This window comes from Lentimicrobium sp. S6 (genome assembly GCF_013166635.1).
Classification (GTDB): domain Bacteria; phylum Bacteroidota; class Bacteroidia; order Bacteroidales; family UBA12170; genus UBA12170.
Genome location: NZ_JABKBZ010000019.1, coordinates 35,428 through 59,849, shown reverse-complemented (window position 1 = coordinate 59,849; position 24,422 = coordinate 35,428). Strand labels below are relative to the sequence as shown.

The window sequence follows — 24,422 nt, the reverse complement described above, 5'->3', positions numbered from 1 at the left end:
AATTTGAAAAGCTCTAAGGTTTGAGAAATAAAATCAAGAATTCAAGAAGAAAATCCCGCCACCATCTATCATGGGGCCTTGGTATAATTCTTCAATGGATAAGTCTTTAGATTCTAATAATTCTTTCAACGGAGCTCCTTCAGCATATTGGCTTAAGCTTCCAATGAAAAAGACTTTGTTTTCATAAATACCACAAGCACCTGGTAAAAACCCATGGTCTTGACCTTTTAAAACCACATCTTGGGGAGCAAAATAATGCACCTCTAATCCTTCTCCAATCAATGTCTTTTCAATACCTTTATCCGAAGTAATAAAGCTGCCATCGGGCAAAGCCAAAAGATTGCAACGTGTATAGGCCTGATTTACCGAGATAAATTTCTTTTTTGCGCTGTGGCGGAGGATGCAAGAAGTGGAAAGTTCTTGTTTATGAACTAAATATTCGGGAGTAGAAACAGCATTATAATAAGTAGTTTCGGGGAATTTACTTCCCAATTTTTCTTTTCCTTTAAGGAAGGTGATTCTATGGTGTTTCAAGGCATCAATCAAAGACTTGGGCGCATTTGGTGCAATAATGACAAGCTCTTCCATTTGAAACATAAAAATATCGGGATGTCCACTGATGGATGGATAGACGGTACCAAAGGATTCCAATTGAAAAACTTCTCCAAATTCTTTTAATTTTTCAATAGCAGTTTCGGGTATACGGGCATCAATAATAATCAACATAGAAAGCTCTTTTAATGAGTTTAACATCTGTTTTTATTTTCACTGAAGAAAAATGGTTGGATAATAATTGGGCATTTTCCGATTTATGACCAATAGCAAAGTTCAGCTGATCGTGAGGTACATAAATGATAATGGCCTTATCAGGTTTGAATTCTATTCGCTCAAACAAATGTTCTTTCCAAATTTCCGTCATCACCAACTCCTTAAAAGAGGCATGATAAGGCCCACCCATTAAGGAGTGGTTTGGATCTAGTTCTTCAGAAGGATGCAATCCTATACGAATCACATTTATATTAGCCTCCTCAAAAAGCAAGTATAAATCTTTTACCCATAAAATGGCTTCGGTCAATCGCATGGGTGTATATTTCCCCATTTCCATTAGGCTTTCAAGCTGAGTGCCTTTAATCACTAGGCATGGATAAATGCGAGTATTCTTAGCCCCCAATTCAATAATTCTTTTGGCAGTATGTAATGCCTTTTCACGAGTATCGCCAGGTAAACCAATCATCATTTGCAAGCCAAGCTCAAAACCAGCTTCAATAATCATTTTGCTGGCTCTTTCTACATCTTCTACAGTATGGCCTCTTCCACTTTTTGCCAATACTTCTTCATCTAATGATTGAGCACCAAGTTCAATGGTTTTTACTTTATACTTCTTGAGAAGTTTGAGGATGTCTTCATTAATATAATCGGGGCGAGTGCTTAACCGAATACCTTCTACTCTAGAACCATTAACATATTTTGCAGCGGCTTCCAAATATGCTTTTTGAAGATCAATTGGAATTCCGGTAAAACTACCTCCAAAGAAAGCGATCTCTACTCGACTTCGCTTAGCAGGGATGGTTTCTAAATAGGATTCAATTTTTTCTTGTACCGCTTCAATATCAGGAATATGTTGTTGACCACTAATTTTCCGTTGGTCACAAAATACACATTGATGGGGGCAAGCCATCTCTGGAATAAATATGGGTATATTATAGTGTTTGAGCATTTTGGTAAAACCTTAATTTCAATTTCGAAAATAAAGATAGTTAAATACACCGAGAACTCAAAGGAAATTTAATGTCAGTCGATCTTTAACAAGTCTTTTAACAGTTTTAATTTTATTGAAAGGATATTCTACTCAAATGAAAACATCCCCAGGTGTCAAATAAAATTTCACTATTAGTGCGAAAATTAAATAAGCACGTCATCAACTTACTACGTAATCATAAAACTACACAACCATCGCAACGACGTAACCATTGTAACCACGCATAGTTAACGAGTTTCTTCCAAAGTAAAACTTACACTCTTCATCTGCCCACCCAATGGAGGATTCATCTTTTGAATTTTCACCTTTGCCCATTCCATACTAGGATATTCAGAAAAAGTTTTTTTAATAATTCTTCTGCCCACGTGCTCTAGTAAATCTGAGCTGATAGACATTTCAGTTTTTATTAGCTGATAAACATCTAGATAACTTATAGTATCCTCTATATTATCACTAGCCTCTGCTCTACTGGTATCATTCACAAAGTAGAAATCAACAGTAAAATGCGTTCCAATTTCTTTTTCTTCTTTAAAGCATCCGTGGTAGGAGTAGAATTCCATTTCCTCTATGGCAATCATCGACATATTGTTCTAGTATAAAAAGTTATTATAAGGATATCTAACGGCATGAATTCGTTTTACTTCGGCATATAGCATTTCTCGAAGCTCGGGAATATTGGTTTTATCTTTTGCAGAAATAAACAAAGCGGGCATATTTTCCTTGCTCATCCAAGTCTCTTTCCAATAATTTAAATCGTAGTTCTTTTTGGAAACAGGTGTTAAATCATCTTCTTCTTTTTGCTCATAGGTATAGGCATCAATTTTATTAAAAAGCATGATAACAGGCTTATCACCGGCTCCAATTTCGCTTAATGTTTGATTGACCACTTTAATTTGGTCTTCAAATTCAGGGTGAGAAATATCTACCAAATGAATCAATAGGTCCGATTCTCTAACCTCGTCCAATGTAGATTTAAAACTTTCTACCAAACCGTGTGGGAGTTTTCTGATAAATCCAACCGTATCTGATAATAAAAAAGGAAGATTGTCAACCACCACTTTTCTTACTGTGGTATCAAGGGTGGCAAACAACTTGTTTTCGGCAAAAACTTCGGTCTTACTCAATAGGGTCATTAAAGTGCTTTTTCCAACGTTAGTGTAACCCACTAAAGCAGCTCTAACCAAGCTTCCTCTATTCTGCCTTTGGGTAGACATTTGCTTGTCTATCTCTTTTAATCTCGTTTTTAATAAGGAAATTCTATCGCGGATAATCCTTCTATCGGTTTCAATTTCTGTCTCACCGGGTCCTCTCATTCCGATCCCTCCTCTTTGTCGCTCCAAGTGAGTCCACATGCGAGTTAAACGAGGTAGTAAATATTGGTATTGAGCCAATTCTACCTGGACTTTAGCATGAGCCGTTTGAGCTCTCTGGGCAAAGATATCGAGGATTAAATTGGTTCTATCCATAATTTTAATCTCCAAAACCTTCTCTAAATTTCTGATTTGAGAGGCGCCCAATTCATCATCAAAAACAGCTAGATCGATATTCTCAGCTTTAATATAGGCAGCAATTTCGTTTAGCTTTCCTGAGCCCACAAATGTTTTCTGATCAGGACGAGATAGCTTTTGTACAAAGCGCTTTACTTCTAGGGCGCCAGCAGTAGTGACCAAAAAGGCCAGCTCATCAAGATATTCCTGACTTTTCTCTGCATTCTGATCTTGGGTGATTAAACCTATTAATATGGCTCTTTCTATTTTATCTTCTTTGGTATTATAATTGGACATATTCAAATTTTGGAGTGCAAAAATACGCAAAATGACCCAAAACTATATAAAATAATAAATCACCTTTAAATCAGCTCATAAGCACTTTTTGAATGTCAAAAATAATCCTAAATTTGCGCTTCAATTAAACCATTTAAATAATAAATTTAATATAATACAAATGCAAAAATCTATTGTTTTGTTGGCCGGTGGTGGTCCAGCCCCTGGTATCAACACCGTTATTGCTACGGTAGCCAAAGTGTTTTTAAAAGCAGGTTTTAAAGTACTTGGCTTAAATGGAGGGTTCAAAGCCCTTTTTGCTGAGGCCCCGAATATTACCGATTTCGATTTCTCTTTGGCTGATAGAATTCATAAAGAAGGAGGTTCGGCTATACAAATGAGTAGGTATAAGCCCAAAGACAATGAGTTTCGTGCTGATATATTTATCAAACATAATGTGAAACTTTTGGTAACTATTGGGGGGGATGATACTGCCTCTACTGCCAATAGAATTGCCAAATACCTTGCTGATAAAAACATTAGAATTCAAAACATACACGTTCCTAAAACCATTGATAACGATCTACCTTTACCAGAAGGTGTTCCAACATTTGGATATCATTCAGCAAAAAGCGAAGGGGTTAGAATTGCCACCACCATTTATGAAGATGCCAGAACCAGTGGAAATTGGTTTATTGTAAGTGCCATGGGTCGTGAGGCTGGTCACTTGGCATTTGGAATTGGGGCTGCCTGTCATTATCCTATGATTATTATTCCTGAGATGTTTAATAAAACAACCATCACTTTGGATAAGATTATTCGTTTAATTATTTCTTCTATTCTGAAACGTAAGCTTCTAGGTATCAACTATGGGGTGGTTATAGTTAGCGAAGGGGTGTTCCATAGTATGGGTGATGAGGAGATTGAAAAATCTGGAATTAACTTCACCTATGACGAACATGGCCACCCAGAACTTGGGAACTTGAGTAAGGCACATATCTTCAATGTATTATTGCAGCAAGAACTAAAGAAAATTGAATTAAAAATTAAGAGCCGACCAGTAGAAATAGGTTACGAAATCAGATGTGTACAGCCTGTTGCTTTCGATTTGGTTTATTGTGCTAACCTAGGAATGGGTGTGAAGAAACTATTTGATTTGGGTATTACTGGAGCCATGGTCACCGCTGATCATAAAGGCGATATTTATCCTCTATATTTGAAAGATGTGGAAGATGAAGAAGGCAAAATCAGACCTAGACTTGTAAACATCTACTCTGAAAAATTTAAAATGGTTTATGAGGATAATCAACAATACTTGGTAGAAGATGATTATGACACAGCACACTACTATTTAGAGAAGCCAGAGAATTACGATTTCTTTAAAATATTGAACTGGGAAGAAGACGAAATTTAGTCTAAACCAGAAACATAATAAAGCTTGTCCAATGATACTTTTGGGGCAGGCTTTTTTTTATTGAGGTGTTGAATTTTTTACTTACCATATTGTTTTGATAACCATTTGGTTAATCATCGATTAGTGGGATTCAAAACGATTAAATTGATTTGGATTAGTCTTTTTGCTCCCTTTAGGGTTTGGGGCAAACAAAAAGAACTAATTCACAAGATGTTATAATTAATACTTTAGATTTAATTTAAGTAATGCTGGCAAGAAAACTCCCGCATTTTGTAGTCTTTAGCAAAAAACGTCAAAGACGAGGATTGCGATGTGTGGAAAACCAAGGAGTTTACTTTCGTAAATGACTGTTTTCAACGCAAGAGTAACGAAGTATTTGGTGTTTTCTTGCAAAGACTAAGTAGTTATTTGAACACCTCAATTTTTTATCCAAACATCATTTGATAATAACGATCGATACCATCTTTTAATTCTGGAATAGATACATATTTACTTTTTCTAATGTATTCCTTTCGATCAAAAAAGACCAATAAGGTTGGCATCGAAAAGACTCCAAACTCAGCGGTCATATCTGGATGATGCTCCGAATTCACAAAGTATAATTGCATTTTGGGATAATCATTTGTCAATAATTCTTCCACTTTTGGTCTTAAACTCTTACAAGGTGCACAATTATTACTATAAAAATATACTAATAATGCTTCATCATTCGTAATAGCTTCTTGAAGTTGAGTTAATTGCTGTAATTCTTTGTCCATGGCAAATAATATTTTAAGGCGGCAAAACTAATAAAATTATTAATTTTGCAGCAAAGATACATCAATGATAGACCCAAAAAATATTCCCAGTAACGAAATGGCTAAAAGACCTGATGGTTTAACCCTTCTCTGTGTCTTAAGTTTTATAGGCTCAGGATTGGCTTTCCTCTCCAATTTTATGGTGTTTTTCATATTCCCTAGTATTCCAGAAATAATGGAAAGTGATGAATTTATTCAGATGCCAAATTTGGAACCAGAACTATTATTAGAATTCCTCACTTCAGCCGGTCGAAGTTATTTTCTTATAGCAGCTTTCCTCTATTTAGTATCCATCATAGGGGTTTATTTCATGTGGAAATTGAGAAAAACAGGGATTCACTTTTATGCTATGGCTCAAATAGCTCTATTAATTATTCCTTTGATTTTTATCAGCACTGAGTTGTCTGCTTTGCCAAGTTTACTTTTTACAGTCTTATTTATTTTATTATACTCACGATTTCTAAAAATCATGTATTGATGAGTCCAAAAACAAAGCTTCCATTCTTGTTGAGCATTCTTCTTTATAGTCTTTTGGTTTTATCTACAGTAATATTCATTGTCTTTATATCTTTGGCCTTGCATCAAGATCAGTTCGAATATTTGCTTAAAGCCTATAGCTCCAAAAGTTTTGAATTAAGCTTATTGTCACAATTATACACCCCTCTCTTATTTATAGTGATTTATATAGCTTCTCTTGTCATGATGATTTTAGCTAAAACATATGCCTACTATATTTTCTATGGCTTAAACATATTTTTACTTCTTGTTTTACTTGTAAATCCACCCATTCATTTCCTAAATATGGGCCTCATTATCTTGATCTGTCTATTTATATTTTGGCAATTTTCTGCCTTTAAAAAGGCAAAAATGCAGCAAGAAATGCCAATAAATGAGGATTAATTAGTTGATAAATGCCTTTTTTTTAGCAAAACATGCTCGGTTTTGAACGTTTTTTTTCAATTTAAAGTTCAAAAAGCAAGAAGAATATTTTGTTCTACTCTTCTGTGAGGTTAGTTTTTGTCAATTTTAATTATTGACAATTGTTAATAAAGCCTAAAAAACCATGCCCTTTTTCCTAATGTCCTGAATAGGTTGTAAATAAGCTTGGATTTTTATTGGTGTACTTCTTGCGCCTATTTAGAAAGATTCCAACCAATATTGGGACATAAAAGCTTTTCAAACCACTATATTTTAAAATTCAAAAACGCTAAATGCAACATTGATAATAAATTAACAACAAGTTTTCGTTAAATATTCATTGTGAAATGGCAAATTCATTGTAAATTAGCAATCATAAATCATTTGTTTCTATGGGGGAAGCAATAAACAATAAATCAATTTTAAATCAATTCAATTATTAACTAATTTTTTGAAGTTATGAGAAAATTAACTCTATTACTCGCATTGATCGGCTTTTTAGGCGTTCAAGGAGTATTTGCGCAAACTTCTGTAACTGGTACTGTAACTGATGCAGACAATGGGGGAACTCTTCCCGGCGTATCTGTATTGGTGAAGGGAACCAGTATCGGAACGGTTACCGATATGGATGGTAAGTATAGCTTACAAGTTCCTGAGGATGCTGCAGCTCTTCAGTATTCGTTCGTTGGAATGGAACCACAAGAGATTGCTTACACTGGTCAGACTACAATAGATGTAGCCATGCAAGCCAGTGCTTTAAAACTAGATGAGGTGGTTGTTACTGCCTTAGGTGTTTCCCGTGAGAAAAAATCTCTGGGATACGCTACTCAAGAAGTAACTGGTGATGATTTGAACAAAGTATCTAAGGATAACTTTATCAATTCTATTTCTGGTAAAGTAGCGGGTGTTCAAATTAAGAATAACACCAATATGGGTGGTTCTTCGAATATTATTATTCGTGGTAACTCCTCTTTAACACAAAACAACCAGGCTTTATTTGTTATTGATGGGGTTCCGGTTGACAATTCTAATACAAATGGTATAAACCAAGCCAATGGGCGTAGTGGATTTGACTACGGTTCTGCTGCATCAGATATCAACCCAGAAGATATTGAAAGTATGAACGTACTGAAAGGTGCTGCTGCATCTGCTCTTTATGGTTCTCGTGCTGCCAATGGTGTCATCATGATTACAACCAAAAAAGGCAGCAAAGCTCGTGAAGGTTCAAAAAGAATTGGTGTAAACATCCATTCTAATGTAACTGTGGGTTTTGTTGACAAATCAACTTTCCCTAAATACCAAACTAATTATGGTTCTGGTTATGGCCCTTATTATAGTGGTGGAGATTATCCAGGTTTAGAAGAAATTGATGTAAACGGTGATGGTGTTGACGAATTAGTAGTCCCTTTTACTGAAGATGCTTCAATGGGACAACAATTTGATCCAAACTTAGATGTAGTACATTGGGATTATTTTGACCCAACTTCTCCAAACTATCAAAAAATGCACCCTTATATTAACTCTCCTAATGGTGCTGAAACTTTCTTTAATGACCAATTAACTTTAAAGAATAGTATTGATGTTAATGGTGGAACAGATGTATCTACTTTCCGTGTAGGTTATACCAATATGCATCAAAAGGGAATTCTACCTAACTCTCAGTTAGATAAGAATACTTTTAATATTAGTGCTTCTTACGATGTTCTTAAGAATGTAAAAGTTTCTGCTGCAGCTAATTATTATAAGACAAATGGGAAAGGTCGTAACCATACTGGTTATAGTGAGAATCTTTTGGCTGGTATGCGACAGTGGTGGCAAACCAATGTAGATTTAAAAGAGCAGTTAAGAGCCTATGAAGCAGAAAACAAAAACGTAACTTGGAATAGAAGTGCATGGAATGATGGTTCTCCAATTTATTGGGACAATCCATATTTCCAAAGATATGAATCTTATCAAACAGATGAGAGAAACCGTATCGTAGGTTATTTCCAAGCCGATTGGAAAATTAATGACTATTTTAGTTTGATGGGAAGAGCTTCTGTGGATACTTATGACGAGCTTCAAGAAGAGAGAAAAGCCATAGGTTCTATCGCTAATCAATTTGGTGTTGCAATTGGAGGAGTAAAAGTTGATCAAACTTCTGGTTACTTTAGAATGGACCGTAGATTTATGGAAGCCAATTATGATGTTAAATTAGATTATCATAAAGATTTAGGTGAAGACTGGAATTTAAATGCTTTTGCTGGTATCAATATTCGTCGTAATAATATTAATGAAGCCATGGCTTCTACAAATGGTGGTTTATTAGTTCCTAATGTATATGCTCTTAGAAATGCAGCAGCTATTAGTGCTGATGAGAATGTTTATAAAAAAGGTGTTAATGGTTATTATATTGCAGCTTCACTTGCTTATAAAAGCATGTTATATTTAGATGCGACTTATCGTTATGATATCTCATCTACACTTCCGAAAACGGATTGGGCTTATGGATATTATTCATTGTCTGGTAGCTGGTTATTCTCCGAAATGGTGGAAGCTGATTGGATGCAATTAGGTAAAGTTAGAGTAAACTACGCTCAAGTAGGTAATGATGCTCCTTACTTATCATTATACGATACTTATGACCAATTCCCAAGTTTTAATGGTAATGCAGTTGTATCTGTACCTAGTACTACAAATAATTCTAACCTTAAGCCTGAAACAACACATTCGTTAGAGGCTGGTTTCGAAATGACCATGTTAAACAATCGTTTAGGAATTGACTTTGCTTATTATAAGACAAATACTCAAGATCAGATTATGCCAGTTGCTGTTTCTACAGCCACAGGTTATTCTCGTAAGTATTTTAATGCTGGTGAAATTCAAAACTCTGGTATTGAATTAGCTCTTAGAGGTACAGCAATGAAAACTAATGATTTCCGTTGGGATGTCAACTTAAACTTTGCTAAGAATAATTCTGAAGTACTTTCTTTATTTGATAAAGACGGACAAAAAGTAGATAACCTTCAATTAGGTTCTTTACAAGGTGGTGTTACTATTAATGCTAAAGTTGGAGAGCCTTATGGTGTCATTCAAGGACAAGATTACGTATATGCTCCTGATGGACAAAAAGTAATTAACTCTAGTGGTTATTATTTGAAATCCCCAACTTCTGATAATATTTTAGGTGATATCAATCCTGATTTCAATATGGGATTAAATAATGCTTTCTCTTATAAGAATGTTTCTTTTAGTTTCTTAATCGATTGGCAGCAAGGTGGAAGTTTATTCTCTCTTGACCAATATTATGGTAGAGCAACTGGTCTTTATGAAGAAACAGATTATACTAATGACTTAGGTAATCCTGTACGTAGCCCTGTGGTTCAAAACGATGACGGATCTTACGATGCAAGTTCTGGAGGTTTAGTATTAGATGGTGTTGTTGAACAAGAAGATGGATCATACGTTACAAACACAACACGTGTAGAAGGTGGTAACTATAAAGTATTTGGTTATAGTAGAAACCCTAATGCAGCTTTCATTTATGATGCTACTTATATCAAGTTAAGAGAAGCAGTAATTACTTATAATATGCCAAGAAAAATTATGGATAAGACATTTATTCATGGTGCTTCATTTAGCTTAGTTGGTGGTAATCTATGGATTATCTCTAAAGATCTTCCTCATGCAGATCCTGAAGCATCTCAAGGTGCTGGTAACATTCAAGGATGGCAATCTGGTGTGATGCCTTCTTTAAGAACTATTGGATTCAGTATTAAATTACAATTTTAAAACGGAGTATTATGAAAAGAATATATTTAATATTAATCGTTCTAGTCGCGATCTCTGTATCATGTACTAAGAACTTCGAAGACTGGCAGAAGGATGAGAAGCATCCTGCCGTGGTGCCAGGTGAAATGCTTTTCACCCACGCACAAAAAGCTCTAGCAGATCAAGTAGCTAGTAGTAATGTGAACCTAAATAATCATAAATTATATGCTCAGCATTGGACGGAAACAACTTATACCGATGAGGCGAATTATGATTTAATCAACAGAAATATCCCTGATAATGTATTTAGAGTTATTTATCGTGATATTTTAAAGGATTTGCAAGAAGCTAGATCAATTATGTCTGGTGATGCAACCACAACTCCTGAAGCTCAGATTGCAAAAACAAATAGATTAATCATTATTGATGTATTAGAGGTGTATTCCTACCAAAGGTTAGTAGATATTTTTGGAAATGTACCTTATTCTGAAGCCTTAAATATTGATGCTACTTTAAATCCAGCATATGATGATGGAATGATGATTTATAAGGATCTTGTTGTGAGATTAGATAAAGTTATTAATACATTAGATGCTAATGGTGGAAGTTTTGGTTCTGCTGATATTTATTATGGTGGAGATGTTCAATCTTGGATTACATTTGCTCAATCCTTAAAATTCAGATTAGCTATTACTATTGCCGATGCAGATAATGCAACTGCACAAGCCTGGGGTGAAGCTGCTGCTGCACATACATTCTCTAGTAGTGCTCAAGATGCTAAGCTTGTTTATGAAGCTGCTCCTTTAGACAATACAAATCCTATTTATCAAGATTTGGTAGCTAGTGGGCGTAAGGATTTTATTCCTGCTAATACAATTGTTGATTTTATGAACGGATTAAATGACCCACGTCGTGCTGCTTATTTTGATTTAAACGAAGTAAACGAAGGTGAATATGTAGGTGGAATTTATGGTTCTTCTAATGCTTGGGGTAATTATTCTCACGTAGGTACTATGATTTTAGATGCTACTTTCCCAATCCAACTTCTTTCTTTTACTGAGATGGAATTCTATAAAGCAGAAGCTGCTGCTCGTGGATGGTCTGTTGGTGGAACTGCTCTTGAGCATTATGAGGCTGCTATTACTGCTTCTTTTGCTGAGTGGGGTATTGAAGGCGCTGCTGATTATATCGCTTCTGAAGGCGTAGCTTGGGATGGTACAACTGATTGGAAAAAAGCTATTGGTATGCAAGCCTATTTAGGTTATTACCAAAGAGGTTTCGAAGGTTGGACTACTTATAGAAGATTAGACTGGCCTACAATGAATGTACCTGAAGGTGCTATTACTACTGATGGTGGAGTTCCTAGACGTTTTACATTCCCTGTAAACGAACAAACATTGAATGCTGATAATTATTATAAAGCTGCAGATGCTGTTGGTGGTGACCTTATGGAAACTAAATTATTCTGGGATAAATTCTAATTTCAGTTATAATATTTAATACAAAGCCCTGCTCATTTGAGTGGGGCTTTTTTTATACCATATTTTTCTACAATTTTAGTATTTTTGCAAATTCAATTTTTATCGATAATACTAAGCTAATCATATATGTTAAGATCACACACCTGCGGGGAACTTAGAATAGAAAATGTTAACGAATCCATTACCTTAAGTGGTTGGGTACAGAAATCAAGAGACTTAGGCGGAATGACCTTCGTAGATATGAGAGATCGCTATGGGATTACTCAGGTGGTTTTCAATATGGAAGACAATGCTGCACTTTGTGAGCAAGCTCGTAAATTAGGTCGAGAATTTGTGATTAGCCTAAAAGGAAAAGTGGCAGAAAGAAGCAATAAAAATGCGAAAATGGCAACAGGTGATGTGGAAATCATTGCCGAAGAACTCGTTATACTCAATAAAGCTAAATTACCTCCATTTACTATAGAGGATGATACTGATGGTGGCGAAGAAATTAGAATGAAATACCGCTACTTAGATTTGCGAAGAGCTCCTCTCAGAAAAAATTTAGAGTTACGTCATAGATTATCTATAGCTACTCGTAACTACTTAGACAAGCAAAGTTTCTTTGAAATAGAAACTCCTTATCTTATTAAATCTACTCCAGAAGGTGCTAGAGATTTCGTAGTACCTAGTAGAATGAATCCTAATGAATTTTATGCCTTGCCACAATCTCCTCAAACCTTTAAGCAATTATTGATGGTAGCTGGTTACGACCGTTATTATCAAATTGTAAAATGTTTCCGCGATGAGGATTTAAGAGCCGACCGTCAGCCTGAATTTACACAGATTGACTGCGAAATGGCCTTTGTGGAGCAAGAAGATATTTTAAGCACTTTCGAAGGAATGGCTAAATACCTTTTTAAAGAAGTAAAAGGAGTAGAAATTAATGAGTTCCCAAGAATGGAGTATTCAGATGCCATGAAATACTATGGTTCTGATAAGCCCGATATTCGCTTCGATATGAAGTTTGTGGAGCTTAATGAAGTCACTCAAAACAAAGGATTCAAAGTTTTTGATGACTCAGAAATTGTTTTAGGAATCAATGCGAAAACTTGTGCAACTTATACCAGAAAGCAATTAGATAAATTGATAGACTTTGTAAAGAAGCCACAAATTGGTGCCAAAGGATTAGTTTATGTAAAATGTAATGAGGATGGTAGTTTTAAATCATCAGTTGATAAATTTTATAGTCAAGAAGACTTGAAAGCTTGGGCAGAAATGATGAATGCAGAAGCAGGAGATTTAGTTTTAGTCATGTCGGGTGATACTGAGAAAACTCAAAAAGCCATGAACGAGCTTCGCCTAGAAATGGGTGAAAGACTTGGTTTAAGAGACCCAAATGTATTTGCACCTCTATGGGTGATAGACTTTCCATTATTAGAGTGGGACGAGAAAACAGAGCGTTATCATGCCATGCACCATCCCTTCACTTCTCCTAAGGCAGAAGATCTTCATTTATTAGATAAAGAGCCAGGAAAAGTAAGAGCCAATGCCTACGATATGGTGATTAATGGTGTTGAAATTGGAGGAGGTTCTATCAGAATCCATGATCGTGATTTACAAAAACTCATGTTTAAACATTTAGGTTTTACAGACGAAGAAGCACAAGAACAATTTGGTTTTCTAATGGATGCTTTTGAGTTTGGCGCTCCTCCTCATGGTGGAATTGCTTTAGGTTTTGATAGACTTGCCGCTATGTTCGGAGGTTCTGATTCTATTAGAGATTATATTGCCTTCCCTAAGAACAATACAGGCCGTGATGTGATGATCGATTCACCTTCAGAAGTTGCACAAGCTCAGTTGGACGAGTTATTCCTACAGACTGTGAAAAAAAATAAATCATAATAGATATTCGCGAATTACACCGGTTTACGCGAATTTAAAAAGCAAGGGCAAACAATTTTGTCCTTGCTTTTTTTATTTCCGTTAATCTTTTTCTCTTTCCTCTTCACATATTGCGTCATCGACTGAGCTCCACGAAGGAGAAATCTATTTATCGCAACCACGTAACCACCCCAACCATTTTACCCACGCAATCATCGTAACTACGTAACCATCGCAACCACTCAATTACTATCCCGAAATACTAATCTTCTCCAATTTTTCTTTGTTTAAAATTTCAAAGTGATTTTGTTCACATTTAATAATGCCCTCATCAGAAAACTCTTTAAGCAATCGTATGGTGGTTTCTTTGGTCATGGCCGATAAGTCTGCTAAGTCTTGACGACTTAATAAGGTATCAAACACATCATTTTCATAAACAGCATTTGCTAAATATAATAAGGCATCAGCCATTTTCCCATGGGTGTGTTTATGAGTCAAACACTGCATTTTCTCAAATTGCTTGATTACTTTTTTATTAACATGTTCTAAAATGGCCATGGTGTATTTTGTGTTGCTCTCCATTATACTTTTTTGTTCCTCTATATTAATGAAACAAGCAGTGGTTTCTTCCATGGCCACTGCAGTTAAATGGTGGCTGTTGTCAACCAAAAAACCCGGTCCTAAGACCAACTCAACAGGTTTTAAAATTGATAGTAATATTCGTTTATCTGTGTATGGGTCTTCTAAATAGACTTTTACCATACCCTTGGTTAGGCAAATCATATGAGTTAAAGGCCCCCCAGTCTTAAATATGGTTTCCCCTGCTTTATAACGAACTTCTTTGCGGTGGTCATTCACATTATTAAGCTGATTATCAGTCATGTGACAGAACATATTTAGCTTAATATCGCAGCTTAAACAAGAAGCAATGTTTTTCATAATAGGTTTAGTTAATTGATATTTTTTAATAAAAAAAGAAAAAATAATACAGAATTCAGGTTTTGTATTGACAAATATCGTAAAAATATTGATCTAAATCAATATTATAGTAATTATAAACATTTTCCATGCGTTTAGTATCATGGTGTTAATAACTGTTAATAAATTCTTAATTCTTAGATTTGCTTTGGAGAAAAACAAAACTTATTAAAACATAATTATTATGAAAAAGAATTTTAGCTTTTATTTTATGTTAGCAATATTAGCTGGTATGACGCTGGTATTTTCTAACTGTACAAAAGAGGGGCCTGCTGGTCCTGCTGGTGCTGATGGTACCAATGGTGTAAACGGTACTGATGGTACTGATGGTGTTGACGGAAATGCTTTATGTTTGGAATGCCATACTTTAGCTAAAATGGAAGGTATTGGCCATTCTTATGAAATGTCACAACATGCAACTGGAGATTTCGTGGGTTATGCAGGTGGAAGAAATGATTGTGCAAAATGTCACTCTCACGAAGGTTTTACAGAAACTCTTAGAACAGGTATGGATACTACAGCTACAAGTATTGCTATTCCTACTGCTTTTTCTTGTAAAACATGTCATGGTAGTCACGTTAGCTTCGATCCTGAAGATGGTGATTTAACCCCATTAAACGCTACTGCGCCATTTACTCTTATTATGGATGACCATACAACAACAATGGACATGGGTCATTCTAATTTATGTGCTAGTTGTCACCAACCGCGTCGTCCAGCTCCTGTAGCCGATGAAGATGGTAATTTTGCTATTACAAGTTCTCATTATGGACCTCACCATGGACCTCAATCAACAGTTTTAGAAGGTATAGGTGGTTTTGAAGTTGGAGCAGGATATCCTGAGCCAGGTTCTGATGTTCACCGTCAACAAAGCTCTTGTTTAGATTGTCACGTGAAATATACCCCAGGTGCTGATTATGGAGGACATAAATTCTCTGCTGGTGTTGGTGCTTGTACCACTTGTCACCCTGATGCTACAGATTTAGATATTAATGGAAAGCAAACTGAAATTGCTGGTTTAACGGAAGAATTAAAAGTATTATTGATGGCTCAAGGTGTATTAGATGCAGATGGACATGTTGTTCCTGGTACATACACAATAAATCAAGCAGGTGCTTTTTATAATTATGCTACTGTGGTAGAAGATAGATCGCAAGGTGTTCACAACTACGAGTATGTGAAAACACTATTGATCAATTCCATAGCTGTCATGCAATAAGAATTTGGAATTATTTAATCAGTATAAAAAAAGGCTTCAATTTGTTTGGAGCCTTTTTACAGCTTACACTAATTACTAATTCCTAAACGATGATTAAGTTGGTTTTAAGCTTACAAACCATAACAATGAAATTTTGTATCTTGTACTTTATTATTCATTAAAATAAATCAAAATCATGAATAAATTATTAAAATATACTTTATTGGTATTTGGCCTAGTGGGATTTTTTTCCTCTTGTCAATACAAATTTAATATTGAACCCATAGTTCCAGCACCAGATCCTATGGATACTATATATTTTTCCCAGGATATAGCTCCTATTTGGAATACCAATGACAAATGTACCTCTTGTCATAAAACAGGAAGTACGGCTCCTGATTTAACTACCGACAATGCCTATGCTGCTGTAGTTCCAGCTTATGTAAATACAGTTCAGCCAGAAGAAAGTTCCATCTATACCTTCACTCATCCTGATACTGAAACACATATTTGGAAGAAGTATACAAGCTCAGAAGCGGCAATTATCCTACAGTGGATAGAACAAGGCGCCTTGAATAATTAGTATGAATTTTAAAATTTGAGAAAATGAAAAAGATAGTATTTATTATATTGGGGCTTTATATGAGTTTTGGAATGGCTTTTGCTCAGGATACAGAAACTGAGAAACCAAAAGATCGTCCAATCCGTGCCCCTTTTGAAAGTGGAATTTTAATTGATAATCAAACCACGGTAGTTCCAAGTAAGAAAACTTTGGAAATGCATATTCAACATCGTTTTGGTTTGATTAAAAGCAGTGGAGCATCTGACCTTTGGGGCATTTATGCACCATCGGCAAATACCCGTATGGGATTAAACTATTCTATTACCGATGATATTATGCTGGGTTATGGTATCACACGTAAGAATATGTATAATGAGTTTCAAGCCAAGTGGACTTTCTTAAAACAAACTCGTAAAAACACCATTCCTATTACCCTTACCGTATATGGAAACATGGCTATAAATGGGCAAAGTGATGACGTATTTGGTGATGATTATGCCTTTGCAGATAGAATGAGTTATTTTGGCCAGTTTATTGCTGGTAGAAAGTTTAACGAGTGGTTTTCATTGGAATTAAATGCGAGTTTTACTCATTTTAATTCTGTAATATCAACAGAGGCGAACATCACAGGTTACGAACATGATGTGATTGGCTTGGGTGGACATATGAGATTTAAATTCTCACCACAGTCGTCCATTTTAATCATGTATACTACTCCTCTTAATATTCAAAGCATGCACGAGAATACAAATGTGATGAATGCTTGGAAATCGAATTTTGGTATTGCTTATGAGGTAGCTACTAGCACTCATGCTTTCCAAATATTTATTTCTACAGCAGATGGAATTGTACCTCAAGATATTTATATGTATAACGAAGCTGATTTATCTGAAACGGAATTCCGTTTTGGTTTCAATATCACTCGTTTATGGAATTTTTAAATGAATCTTTAACTAAAAAACTTTTAAAATGAATTCAATAAAAAAATCAGTATTTGCAATAGCTACAGTGGCTTTTGCCTTCTCTTTGATGGCATTCGTACTACCTCAAGATCAGAAAAAAGGAGGTCCTTGGGAAACCCCTGCGGAATACCAAAGCATGACTAATCCTTATGCCGATGATGCTAGCCTAATAAAAGTAGGTAAAATGATGTATAGTAAGCATTGTAAATCTTGCCATGGTAATAATGGTTTAGGTGATGGCCCAAAGGCAGCTAAATTAGATACTTTTCCTGGCGATTTTTCAAGTGCTGAATTTCATGCCATGAGCGACGGTGAAATGTTTTACAAATCTATCATAGGTCGTGATGAAATGCCTAATTATGAAGGCAAAATTCCAGATGTAGAAGATCGTTGGGCAGTGATCAATTATATGCGAGCTACCTTTAAGAAATAATAGATGGTAGAGCTATCACATAAATATAGCTTGGCTTTTCTCCTGAGTTTTGCGTTTCTTTTCTCTAATGCAATTGTGGCGCAAGAAGAGATTAAGGATTATGAAAATGCAGGAGAAAACCATCATTGTTTAAAATGCCACGGGCAGTCCTTTTATACTTTTTATAACGATTGGACAGAATTAGATGTAAGAAAGATCATGCCACAAGAATTTTATGTGGATACGGTCATGTTTTATTCTGCCAGCCATTGGAATTTCAAATGTACCGATTGTCATACCGATGAGTACGGAACCTTTCCCCATGATGGCGGACTTCGTATGGAGTTTCTCAATACATGTATCGACTGTCATGGTGGAGACGAAGATTGGGAGCATTTTAAATTTGAAGAAATAGAAGCGGATTTTAATGCCAGTGTGCATAGTCCCGAAACACTTCCTAATTTTAGCTGTTGGAGTTGTCACGACCCACATAGTTATAAACTGGACTATCGCAATACAGAAGACCTTATTGCTACTATCAGCAAGAATAATGATGCTTGTATGAACTGCCATAATCAGGAAAGTCATATGCGTTTGCATACGGATGAGCCTTTTAAAGATTTGGCTACCAGTCACGATTTTTTACCCAATCAGAGAGCCCATTATAATAAGGTTCGTTGTATTGAGTGTCATGGTGATTTAAACGGTGAAGCATTGGTAGCACATAAAATACTTCCTGCTGAAGAGAGTGTAAAAAACTGTAAAGAGTGTCATTCCAAGAACTCCTTGTTAATGGCTAGTCTTTATAGGTATCAATCACAAGAAAACAGAAAGAAGTATGGTTTTTATAACGCCAGCCTCCTCAATGAATCTTATGTAATAGGAGCATCTAAGAATTATTTCTTGAATGTTTTTACTATCGTAATTTTTGCTTTGAGTATTTTGGCTATCCTTACGCATGCAATCCTTCTCAGAATCTCAAAAAAGAAAAATCATGGCAAATAGACTTTATTTATATCCCATTTGGTTAAGAATTTGGCATATGATAAATGCAATTCTATTTTTAGCCCTGATAGTCACAGGATTGAGTATGCAATATTCTCCTGTTGAAAACCCTCTTATCGAGTTTCAAACTGCAATAGCTGTGCACAATGTAGCCGGAATATTGATTGTTATTGCATACGTCTTTTTTATGGTGACTAATTTTTTCTCACCTAATAAAAAGTTCTATGTAATGAAGAAAAAAGGCTTAATGGACCGATTGATGAAACAAAGCCGGTATTATGCCTATGGCATGTTTAAAGGTGAATCTACTCCGTTTCCAGTAACAGAAGATGAAAAATTTAACCCCCTACAAAAGCTAAGCTATGTAGGTGTAATTTATATTCTTCTTCCTGTACTTATGATTACGGGTATCGCTTTATTATATCCAGAATTGATCATACATAAAATATGGGGATTAAACGGAACCATGCTTACTGCATTATTGCATATGATGATGGGTTTCTTTTTGACACTATTCTTACTTATTCACTTGTATTTTGCAAGTTTGAGCAAAAAGAAGTTTGCCAACTTTAAATCCATGATTACAGGATGGCATGAGCATTAGAATGCTTTAGAAATCAAAAAAAGGATGTCATCGCTTAGAGCGATGACATCCTTTTTTATTGAGAGCAAAATGCTTTTTCAGCCTTTAATTTTCTTGGCAATTATAGCGCTTAATTCACTAATAGCTACTCTTTCTTGTTGCATAGTATCTCTTTCACGAATAGTGACGGTATTGTCTTCGAGTGTTTGATGATCTACGGTGATACAATATGGAGTACCAATGGCATCTTGGCGACGGTAACGCTTACCAATAGCATCTTTCTCATCATACTGACACATAAAGTCCATTTTCAACTCGTCAATGATAGCCCTTGCTTTTTCGGGTAAACCATCTTTCTTCATTAATGGAAGAATAGCGGCTTTATAGGGAGCTAAAACAGGAGGAATATTCAAGACTGTTCTTTCGGAGCCATCCTCTAATTTTTCTTCATTATAAGAATGAGCCAATACGGTAAGGAACATTCTATCTAAACCAATAGAAGTCTCTACAACATAAGGCACATAGCTTTCGTTGATTTCAGGATCGAAATATCTTAACTTTTTACCACTATGCTCTTCGTGAGCATTTAAATCGAAATCGGTACGGCTATGAATACCTTCTAATTCTTTAAATCCAAATGGGAAACGAAATTCTATATCAGCAGCAGCATTGGCATAATGAGCTAGTTTCTCATGGTCGTGGAAACGATAATTTTCTTTTCCCATTCCCAATGACTCATGCCAAGCCATTCTCTTTTCTTTCCAATACTCATACCATTTAAGTTCTTCACCTGGACGTACAAAGAATTGCATTTCCATTTGTTCAAACTCACGCATACGGAAGATAAACTGACGAGCTACAATCTCATTTCTGAAGGCTTTTCCAATCTGGGCAATACCAAAAGGGATTTTCATGCGGCCTGTTTTCTGAACATTGAGGTAGTTTACAAAAATACCTTGTGCGGTTTCAGGACGGAGATAAATTTCGCTGGCACCATCAGCTGCAGCGCCAATATGAGTGGAGAACATCAAGTTAAACTGACGAACATCGGTCCAGTTCTTAGAGCCAGAGATGGGACAAGCAATTCCTAAATCTTCAATCACTTTCTTAACCTCGTCTAAATCGTCAGCTTCTAAAGCACCAAAGAAACGCTTTGTGATGCTGGCTATTTTCTCTTGATTGGCTAAAACTCTTGGATTGGTTTTTAAGAATTCTTCCTTATCGAATGCCTCGCCAAAACGCTTTTCAGCTTTTGTGACTTCTTTTTCTATCTTGCCTTCAATTTTCGCTAAATAATCTTCCACCAAAACATCTGCACGATATCGTTTATTGGAATCTTTATTGTCGATCATGGGATCGCTAAAAGCATCTACGTGACCAGAAGCTTTCCAAGTGGTAGGGTGCATAAAGATTGCAGAATCGATTCCCACAATGTTCTCATGCATTTGAACCATGGCTTTCCACCAATATTCTTTGATGTTTTTCTTTAGTTCGGCACCATTCTGTGCATAATCATAAACGGCTGCTAAACCATCATATATCTCACTGGATTGAAAGACAAAACCATACTCTTTGGCATGTGCTACAACCTTCTTAAATTTATCTTCGTTATTTTGCATTTTGCAAAAATAGTAGATTGATTGAATAGAGCCTAATTTTGAGAAGAAAAAACAATAAACAATAAATATTGCTGCTAGTGATCAATTTTATATATTTGCACTACGTAAATACTTGAAACTATGACAACACATATTTTATTATACGGAATGCCCAGCGTTTGGTCACTAGCTTTGATAGCTGTAGTAGTATTATTGATTTTTGGAGGGAAGAAAATCCCAGAATTAATGAAAGGATTGGGTAGCGGTATTAAGGAGTTTAAAAAAGGAGTTGGGGAAGACAACGATGATGATACTCCTAAAGAAATTGAAGACAAAAAATAAAGAGGAAGCGGTATTGATACCGCTTTTTTTATGCTCGACAAGGACTATTTAGCCCTGTGCTTGAATCTGCGATGCGTCCAAAGATAATTATCCGGATTCTTACGAATCATATTTTCCACTTTTTCTATATAGATCATAGTAATCTCTCCAGTCTCAAATTCCTTGGGTTTGTCGGTAATCAATTCGAAATGTAGTTTATAATGACTTCTCTTTGTTCTTTCGATATACATAAACCAGATACTCTGATCCATTTCCTTAGCTAAGCGCTCAGGACCCGTGTAAATAGGCACATCCACACCAAAAAAGTTTCCTCTAAATTTATATTGTTGTTTAGGAGATTGGTCGGCAATTAATCCACAAAGACTAAATTTATCTTCGTCATGTTTTTTTAATTTTTCAGCAAATTTACTGGCTCTGTTTAGCTCTAATCCAAAACGCTCTCTATTCTTTCTTATCAGCTTGTCCAGCGATTTGTTGCTAAGTGGAGTATAGGATATATAGGCGTTTATATTATCCGGTAAGATATGCCCAGCAAAAATCATCCACTCCCAACTAAAGGCATGAGCAGCTGTTAAAACAGCACCTTGTTTATTTTTCTGCACAAAGGAAATCACTTCATTATAGTTTTCGATAACATATCGTTTCTCAAAGGAAGAAGCACTCATACTAAAAGCTTTAATGCTTTCAACAATAAAGTCGAAGAAATTGTGATAGAATTTCTTAGAGATGCTAATCCTCTCCTTCTCTGTTTTCTCAGGAAAGGCGATAATCAAATTATCCATCACTACCTTCTTTCTGTAGCCAATGATATAATGATTCAACACCCATAAAAAGTCAGCTATACCATGCAAAAACCAGAATGGTAAATAGGATAGCATTTTTAGAAAATAATATAATAATGAGCCCAAAGTATTTTTTTGACAAAGATATGTGTTTTTTAGGATTGGCTTGTGGTGCTTATTTGATAAGTTTGAGCAATGTAGATGCCCTGGTTTAATGAATGTTCCAGATCAATAGTGCCCTAATAATTATTAAAGATTCCTCGTTACGCTTCGGAATGACTGGTTTTATGGCAAAGAATAGGAAAAAGGCCTTTGCTTTTTTCAATGCCAAAAGCAAAGGCCTTCTTACTTCCTATCATATTCTAATACTTTGTCTTTCAGAACCTAATGTAATGAAGTGAAGAATCTTTTTTAAAATGGAATATGTATTTGACAGTATTGATTCCAATGGTTTAATAAGTCAGAATAAGTCAAATTAAGTGTAAAACTGAGATAATTTCTGTATTTTGAAAGGATATTGAGGCTATTTTTGCCGTTTAAGGATAATGATGACTATTTTGTCATCAAAAAACAATAAATAATGACTTGGCAATTGAAATTTAAAATCTGTGTAAATCGTTCTGCACTCTGTGTTTAATTGAATTTTAGAAAATATTTTCAAAAAATAATTCAACAACATTAACCGCTGCTTGACCTGACAGAGTTGAAGGATACCGCAATGGTTTTAAAATAGAACAAAATGAATACACATTATATTTCAAGTAATAGATTAGATATTAATATTGTAAAGAGTATTGTTTTTGGTGATTATAAAATCGCCTTATCGGACGAATCTATCGAAAACATAGAGAAATGCCGCACTTACCTAGATGAGAAAATGAAAACTCACGAAGGCCCAATCTACGGTATCAATACAGGATTTGGTTCCTTATACAAGCATTCCATTTCAAAAGAAGACCTCGGAACTTTACAGAAGAACTTAGTGATGTCTCACGCTTGTGGTACTGGTGACTTGGTTCCAATGGAGATTGTGAAAATCATGATTTTCCTAAAGATCCAATCTCTTTCCTATGGAAATTCGGGAGTACAATTGGCTACAGTTCAGCGTTTGGTTGATTTCTATAATAATGGTATATATCCAATGGTTTTTCAGCAAGGTTCCTTAGGAGCTAGTGGTGACTTATCTCCTTTGGCTCATTTAGCACTTCCATTAATTGGTTTAGGAAAAGCCTTTCATAATGGAGAAGTAAAAACAGGGGAGGCCATCAATAAAGAATTCAAGTGGAAGCCTATAGAATTGCAATCAAAAGAAGGTTTAGCTTTACTGAATGGAACTCAGTTTATGGGAGCCTATGCGGTTTACGAGTTGATTGAGACCCAAAAAATCAGCTTCTTAGCCGACTTTATTGGCGCCATTTCATTGGATGCTTATGATGGTAGAATTGAGCCTTTCCACCCAAAAGTACACGAGATAAGGCCTCATGATGGGCAAATAGAAACGGCCAAAAACATCCGTGAGATATTAGAAGGTAGTGAAATTATCACTAGAGATAAAGTTCATGTTCAAGACCCATATAGCTTTCGTTGTATGCCTCAGGTTCATGGTGCCAGCAAAGATGCCATTAGCTATGTGACGAAAGTGGTAGAGACAGAAATCAACAGTGCTACTGATAATCCAAATATTTTCCCAGAGGATGATTTAATCATCTCAGCAGGAAACTTCCACGGACAACCTTTGGCTATTGCACTCGATACACTAGGTTTGGCCTTGGCCGAGCTTGGAAATATCTCCGAAAGAAGAACTTATAAATTAGTGGCAGGACAAAGGGAGTTGCCATCATTTTTGGTAGCCAAGCCAGGACTCAATTCCGGCTTTATGATTCCTCAATATACTGCTGCTTCCATTGTTTCTCAGAGTAAGCAATATACCATGCCAGCCTCCTCCGATTCTATTTCTTCGTCTCAAGGACAAGAAGATCACGTGAGTATGGGTGCTAATGCTGCTACTAAAACCTATAAAATCACGGAGAATACCATGAGAGTTTTAGCCATTGAGTTATTCAATGCTGCACAAGCTTTAGAATTCCGTCGCCCTGCAAAATCAAGTGAGGTCATCGAAGACTTTATTGCTGCATACAGAACAAAAGTAGCATTTATAGAAGTAGATAAGGTGATGCACGATGAGATTCAGAAGAGTGTAGATTTCTTAGATGCTTTGGATGTTGAAGACGAATAGCCTTTAAGAATTTTAGCAT

The 24,422-nt window shown here is 35.7% G+C and carries 21 protein-coding genes; 13 read left to right on the top strand and 8 right to left on the bottom strand.

Translation table 11 applies throughout. The features are described 5' to 3' along the window. Nucleotides 1-33 precede the first annotated feature (33 nt). The 4 genes from HNS40_RS08640 to hflX all read right to left on the bottom strand — a co-directional run bounded on the left by HNS40_RS08640 (nt 34) and on the right by hflX (nt 3,543). Nucleotides 34-753 carry a DUF6873 family GME fold protein gene (locus tag HNS40_RS08640; protein ID WP_172279736.1) on the bottom strand — a complete coding sequence of 240 codons (720 nt, stop codon included), beginning with the start codon at nt 751-753 and terminating at the stop codon, nt 34-36. After that, nucleotides 710-1,717, bottom strand: a complete 1,008-nt coding sequence (locus HNS40_RS08635) for an elongator complex protein 3 (RefSeq protein ID WP_172279735.1) — start codon at nt 1,715-1,717, stop codon at nt 710-712. The genes HNS40_RS08640 and HNS40_RS08635 overlap by 44 nt, the downstream gene beginning before the upstream one ends. A gap of 269 nt (nt 1,718-1,986) precedes the next feature. Next, complete coding sequence (gene folB, locus HNS40_RS08630; RefSeq protein WP_172279734.1) at nt 1,987-2,343, bottom strand: dihydroneopterin aldolase; 357 nt, start codon at nt 2,341-2,343, stop codon at nt 1,987-1,989. A gap of 6 nt (nt 2,344-2,349) precedes the next feature. Beyond that, complete coding sequence (gene hflX / locus HNS40_RS08625; protein ID WP_172279732.1) at nt 2,350-3,543, bottom strand: GTPase HflX; 1,194 nt, start codon at nt 3,541-3,543, stop codon at nt 2,350-2,352. A 160-nt stretch (nt 3,544-3,703) separates the two neighbouring features. On the opposite strand from hflX, the gene HNS40_RS08620 reads away from it, so the two are divergent. Continuing rightward, entirely contained in the window at nt 3,704-4,936 is a 1,233-nt protein-coding gene (locus HNS40_RS08620) for a 6-phosphofructokinase (protein ID WP_172279730.1), read from the top strand. Nucleotides 4,937-5,361: 425 nt separating this feature from the next. Here the strand turns inward: HNS40_RS08620 and HNS40_RS08615 are convergent, their stop codons facing one another. Beyond that, nucleotides 5,362-5,694 (bottom strand): thioredoxin family protein, encoded by a 333-nt coding sequence (locus tag HNS40_RS08615; protein WP_172279728.1) that lies wholly within the window; start codon nt 5,692-5,694, stop codon nt 5,362-5,364. 64 nt (nt 5,695-5,758) lie between these two features. On the opposite strand from HNS40_RS08615, the gene HNS40_RS08610 reads away from it, so the two are divergent. The 4 genes from HNS40_RS08610 (at nt 5,759) to aspS (ending at nt 13,766) form a co-directional block, all read left to right on the top strand. Continuing rightward, complete coding sequence (locus HNS40_RS08610; RefSeq protein ID WP_172279726.1) at nt 5,759-6,211, top strand: hypothetical protein; 453 nt, start codon at nt 5,759-5,761, stop codon at nt 6,209-6,211. Nucleotides 6,212-7,110: 899 nt separating this feature from the next. Beyond that, nucleotides 7,111-10,422, top strand: coding sequence for a SusC/RagA family TonB-linked outer membrane protein (locus HNS40_RS08605; protein WP_172279724.1), 3,312 nt, complete (start codon nt 7,111-7,113; stop codon nt 10,420-10,422). A gap of 11 nt (nt 10,423-10,433) precedes the next feature. Then, nucleotides 10,434-11,882 (top strand): SusD/RagB family nutrient-binding outer membrane lipoprotein, encoded by a 1,449-nt coding sequence (locus tag HNS40_RS08600; RefSeq protein WP_172279722.1) that lies wholly within the window; start codon nt 10,434-10,436, stop codon nt 11,880-11,882. Between the two features lie 126 nt (nt 11,883-12,008). Next, nucleotides 12,009-13,766 (top strand): aspartate--tRNA ligase, encoded by a 1,758-nt coding sequence (aspS, locus tag HNS40_RS08595; protein WP_172279719.1) that lies wholly within the window; start codon nt 12,009-12,011, stop codon nt 13,764-13,766. Nucleotides 13,767-13,994: 228 nt separating this feature from the next. Here the strand turns inward: aspS and HNS40_RS08590 are convergent, their stop codons facing one another. Then, on the bottom strand, nt 13,995-14,684 hold the full coding sequence (locus HNS40_RS08590; RefSeq protein WP_172279716.1) for a Crp/Fnr family transcriptional regulator: 690 nt from the start codon (nt 14,682-14,684) through the stop codon (nt 13,995-13,997). A gap of 223 nt (nt 14,685-14,907) precedes the next feature. Between HNS40_RS08590 and HNS40_RS08585 the strand changes: the two genes are divergently transcribed. From HNS40_RS08585 to HNS40_RS08560, 6 genes are all read left to right on the top strand, one after another. Continuing rightward, nucleotides 14,908-15,942 carry a hypothetical protein gene (locus HNS40_RS08585; protein WP_172279714.1) on the top strand — a complete coding sequence of 345 codons (1,035 nt, stop codon included), beginning with the start codon at nt 14,908-14,910 and terminating at the stop codon, nt 15,940-15,942. Nucleotides 15,943-16,117: 175 nt separating this feature from the next. Beyond that, nucleotides 16,118-16,504: a hypothetical protein gene (locus HNS40_RS08580; RefSeq protein WP_172279711.1), complete on the top strand. Its 387-nt coding sequence runs from the start codon at nt 16,118-16,120 to the stop codon at nt 16,502-16,504. Nucleotides 16,505-16,527: 23 nt separating this feature from the next. Next, entirely contained in the window at nt 16,528-17,424 is an 897-nt protein-coding gene (locus tag HNS40_RS08575; protein ID WP_172279708.1) for a DUF5777 family beta-barrel protein, read from the top strand. A 28-nt stretch (nt 17,425-17,452) separates the two neighbouring features. Continuing rightward, on the top strand, nt 17,453-17,878 hold the full coding sequence (locus HNS40_RS08570) for a c-type cytochrome (protein WP_172279706.1): 426 nt from the start codon (nt 17,453-17,455) through the stop codon (nt 17,876-17,878). A gap of 3 nt (nt 17,879-17,881) precedes the next feature. Beyond that, nucleotides 17,882-18,862 (top strand): cytochrome c3 family protein, encoded by a 981-nt coding sequence (locus tag HNS40_RS08565; protein WP_172279703.1) that lies wholly within the window; start codon nt 17,882-17,884, stop codon nt 18,860-18,862. Continuing rightward, the gene (locus HNS40_RS08560; protein ID WP_172279700.1) at nt 18,852-19,466 is read left to right on the top strand and encodes a cytochrome b/b6 domain-containing protein; all 615 of its coding nucleotides are present in this window, start codon (nt 18,852-18,854) and stop codon (nt 19,464-19,466) included. Before HNS40_RS08565 ends, HNS40_RS08560 begins: the two co-directional genes overlap by 11 nt. 77 nt (nt 19,467-19,543) lie before the next feature. Here the strand turns inward: HNS40_RS08560 and HNS40_RS08555 are convergent, their stop codons facing one another. Next, nucleotides 19,544-21,064, bottom strand: coding sequence for a glycine--tRNA ligase (locus HNS40_RS08555; protein ID WP_172279698.1), 1,521 nt, complete (start codon nt 21,062-21,064; stop codon nt 19,544-19,546). 120 nt (nt 21,065-21,184) lie between these two features. Here HNS40_RS08555 and HNS40_RS08550 point away from each other — a divergent pair, with 120 nt between their 5' ends. Further along, on the top strand, nt 21,185-21,385 hold the full coding sequence (locus HNS40_RS08550; RefSeq protein WP_305847158.1) for a twin-arginine translocase TatA/TatE family subunit: 201 nt from the start codon (nt 21,185-21,187) through the stop codon (nt 21,383-21,385). Nucleotides 21,386-21,429: 44 nt separating this feature from the next. Here HNS40_RS08550 and HNS40_RS08545 read toward each other — a convergent pair whose 3' ends face one another. Continuing rightward, the gene (locus HNS40_RS08545) at nt 21,430-22,293 is read right to left on the bottom strand and encodes a lysophospholipid acyltransferase family protein (protein WP_256367529.1); all 864 of its coding nucleotides are present in this window, start codon (nt 22,291-22,293) and stop codon (nt 21,430-21,432) included. Nucleotides 22,294-22,906: 613 nt separating this feature from the next. On the opposite strand from HNS40_RS08545, the gene hutH reads away from it, so the two are divergent. Continuing rightward, nucleotides 22,907-24,403, top strand: a complete 1,497-nt coding sequence (gene hutH, locus HNS40_RS08540; RefSeq protein ID WP_172279694.1) for a histidine ammonia-lyase — start codon at nt 22,907-22,909, stop codon at nt 24,401-24,403. Nucleotides 24,404-24,422: the final 19 nt, after the last annotated feature.

Bases quoted from the DNA above. Each gene is read 5' to 3' on its own strand.
- HNS40_RS08610 (WP_172279726.1), top strand. From the start codon at position 5,759: ATGATAGACCCAAAAAATATTCCCAGTAACGAAATGGCTAAAAGACCT.
- HNS40_RS08575 (WP_172279708.1), top strand. From the start codon at position 16,528: ATGAAAAAGATAGTATTTATTATATTGGGGCTTTATATGAGTTTTGGA.
- HNS40_RS08615 (WP_172279728.1), bottom strand. From the start codon at position 5,694: ATGGACAAAGAATTACAGCAATTAACTCAACTTCAAGAAGCTATTACG.
- folB (WP_172279734.1), bottom strand. From the start codon at position 2,343: ATGTCGATGATTGCCATAGAGGAAATGGAATTCTACTCCTACCACGGA.
- HNS40_RS08550 (WP_305847158.1), top strand. From the start codon at position 21,185: ATGACAACACATATTTTATTATACGGAATGCCCAGCGTTTGGTCACTA.
- HNS40_RS08640 (WP_172279736.1), bottom strand. From the start codon at position 753: ATGTTAAACTCATTAAAAGAGCTTTCTATGTTGATTATTATTGATGCC.
- HNS40_RS08555 (WP_172279698.1), bottom strand. From the start codon at position 21,064: ATGCAAAATAACGAAGATAAATTTAAGAAGGTTGTAGCACATGCCAAA.
- HNS40_RS08635 (WP_172279735.1), bottom strand. From the start codon at position 1,717: ATGCTCAAACACTATAATATACCCATATTTATTCCAGAGATGGCTTGC.
- aspS (WP_172279719.1), top strand. From the start codon at position 12,009: ATGTTAAGATCACACACCTGCGGGGAACTTAGAATAGAAAATGTTAAC.
- HNS40_RS08605 (WP_172279724.1), top strand. From the start codon at position 7,111: ATGAGAAAATTAACTCTATTACTCGCATTGATCGGCTTTTTAGGCGTT.
- HNS40_RS08560 (WP_172279700.1), top strand. From the start codon at position 18,852: ATGGCAAATAGACTTTATTTATATCCCATTTGGTTAAGAATTTGGCAT.
- HNS40_RS08620 (WP_172279730.1), top strand. From the start codon at position 3,704: ATGCAAAAATCTATTGTTTTGTTGGCCGGTGGTGGTCCAGCCCCTGGT.
- HNS40_RS08590 (WP_172279716.1), bottom strand. From the start codon at position 14,684: ATGAAAAACATTGCTTCTTGTTTAAGCTGCGATATTAAGCTAAATATG.
- hflX (WP_172279732.1), bottom strand. From the start codon at position 3,543: ATGTCCAATTATAATACCAAAGAAGATAAAATAGAAAGAGCCATATTA.
- HNS40_RS08585 (WP_172279714.1), top strand. From the start codon at position 14,908: ATGAAAAAGAATTTTAGCTTTTATTTTATGTTAGCAATATTAGCTGGT.
- HNS40_RS08570 (WP_172279706.1), top strand. From the start codon at position 17,453: ATGAATTCAATAAAAAAATCAGTATTTGCAATAGCTACAGTGGCTTTT.
- HNS40_RS08600 (WP_172279722.1), top strand. From the start codon at position 10,434: ATGAAAAGAATATATTTAATATTAATCGTTCTAGTCGCGATCTCTGTA.
- HNS40_RS08565 (WP_172279703.1), top strand. From the start codon at position 17,882: ATGGTAGAGCTATCACATAAATATAGCTTGGCTTTTCTCCTGAGTTTT.
- HNS40_RS08580 (WP_172279711.1), top strand. From the start codon at position 16,118: ATGAATAAATTATTAAAATATACTTTATTGGTATTTGGCCTAGTGGGA.
- hutH (WP_172279694.1), top strand. From the start codon at position 22,907: ATGAATACACATTATATTTCAAGTAATAGATTAGATATTAATATTGTA.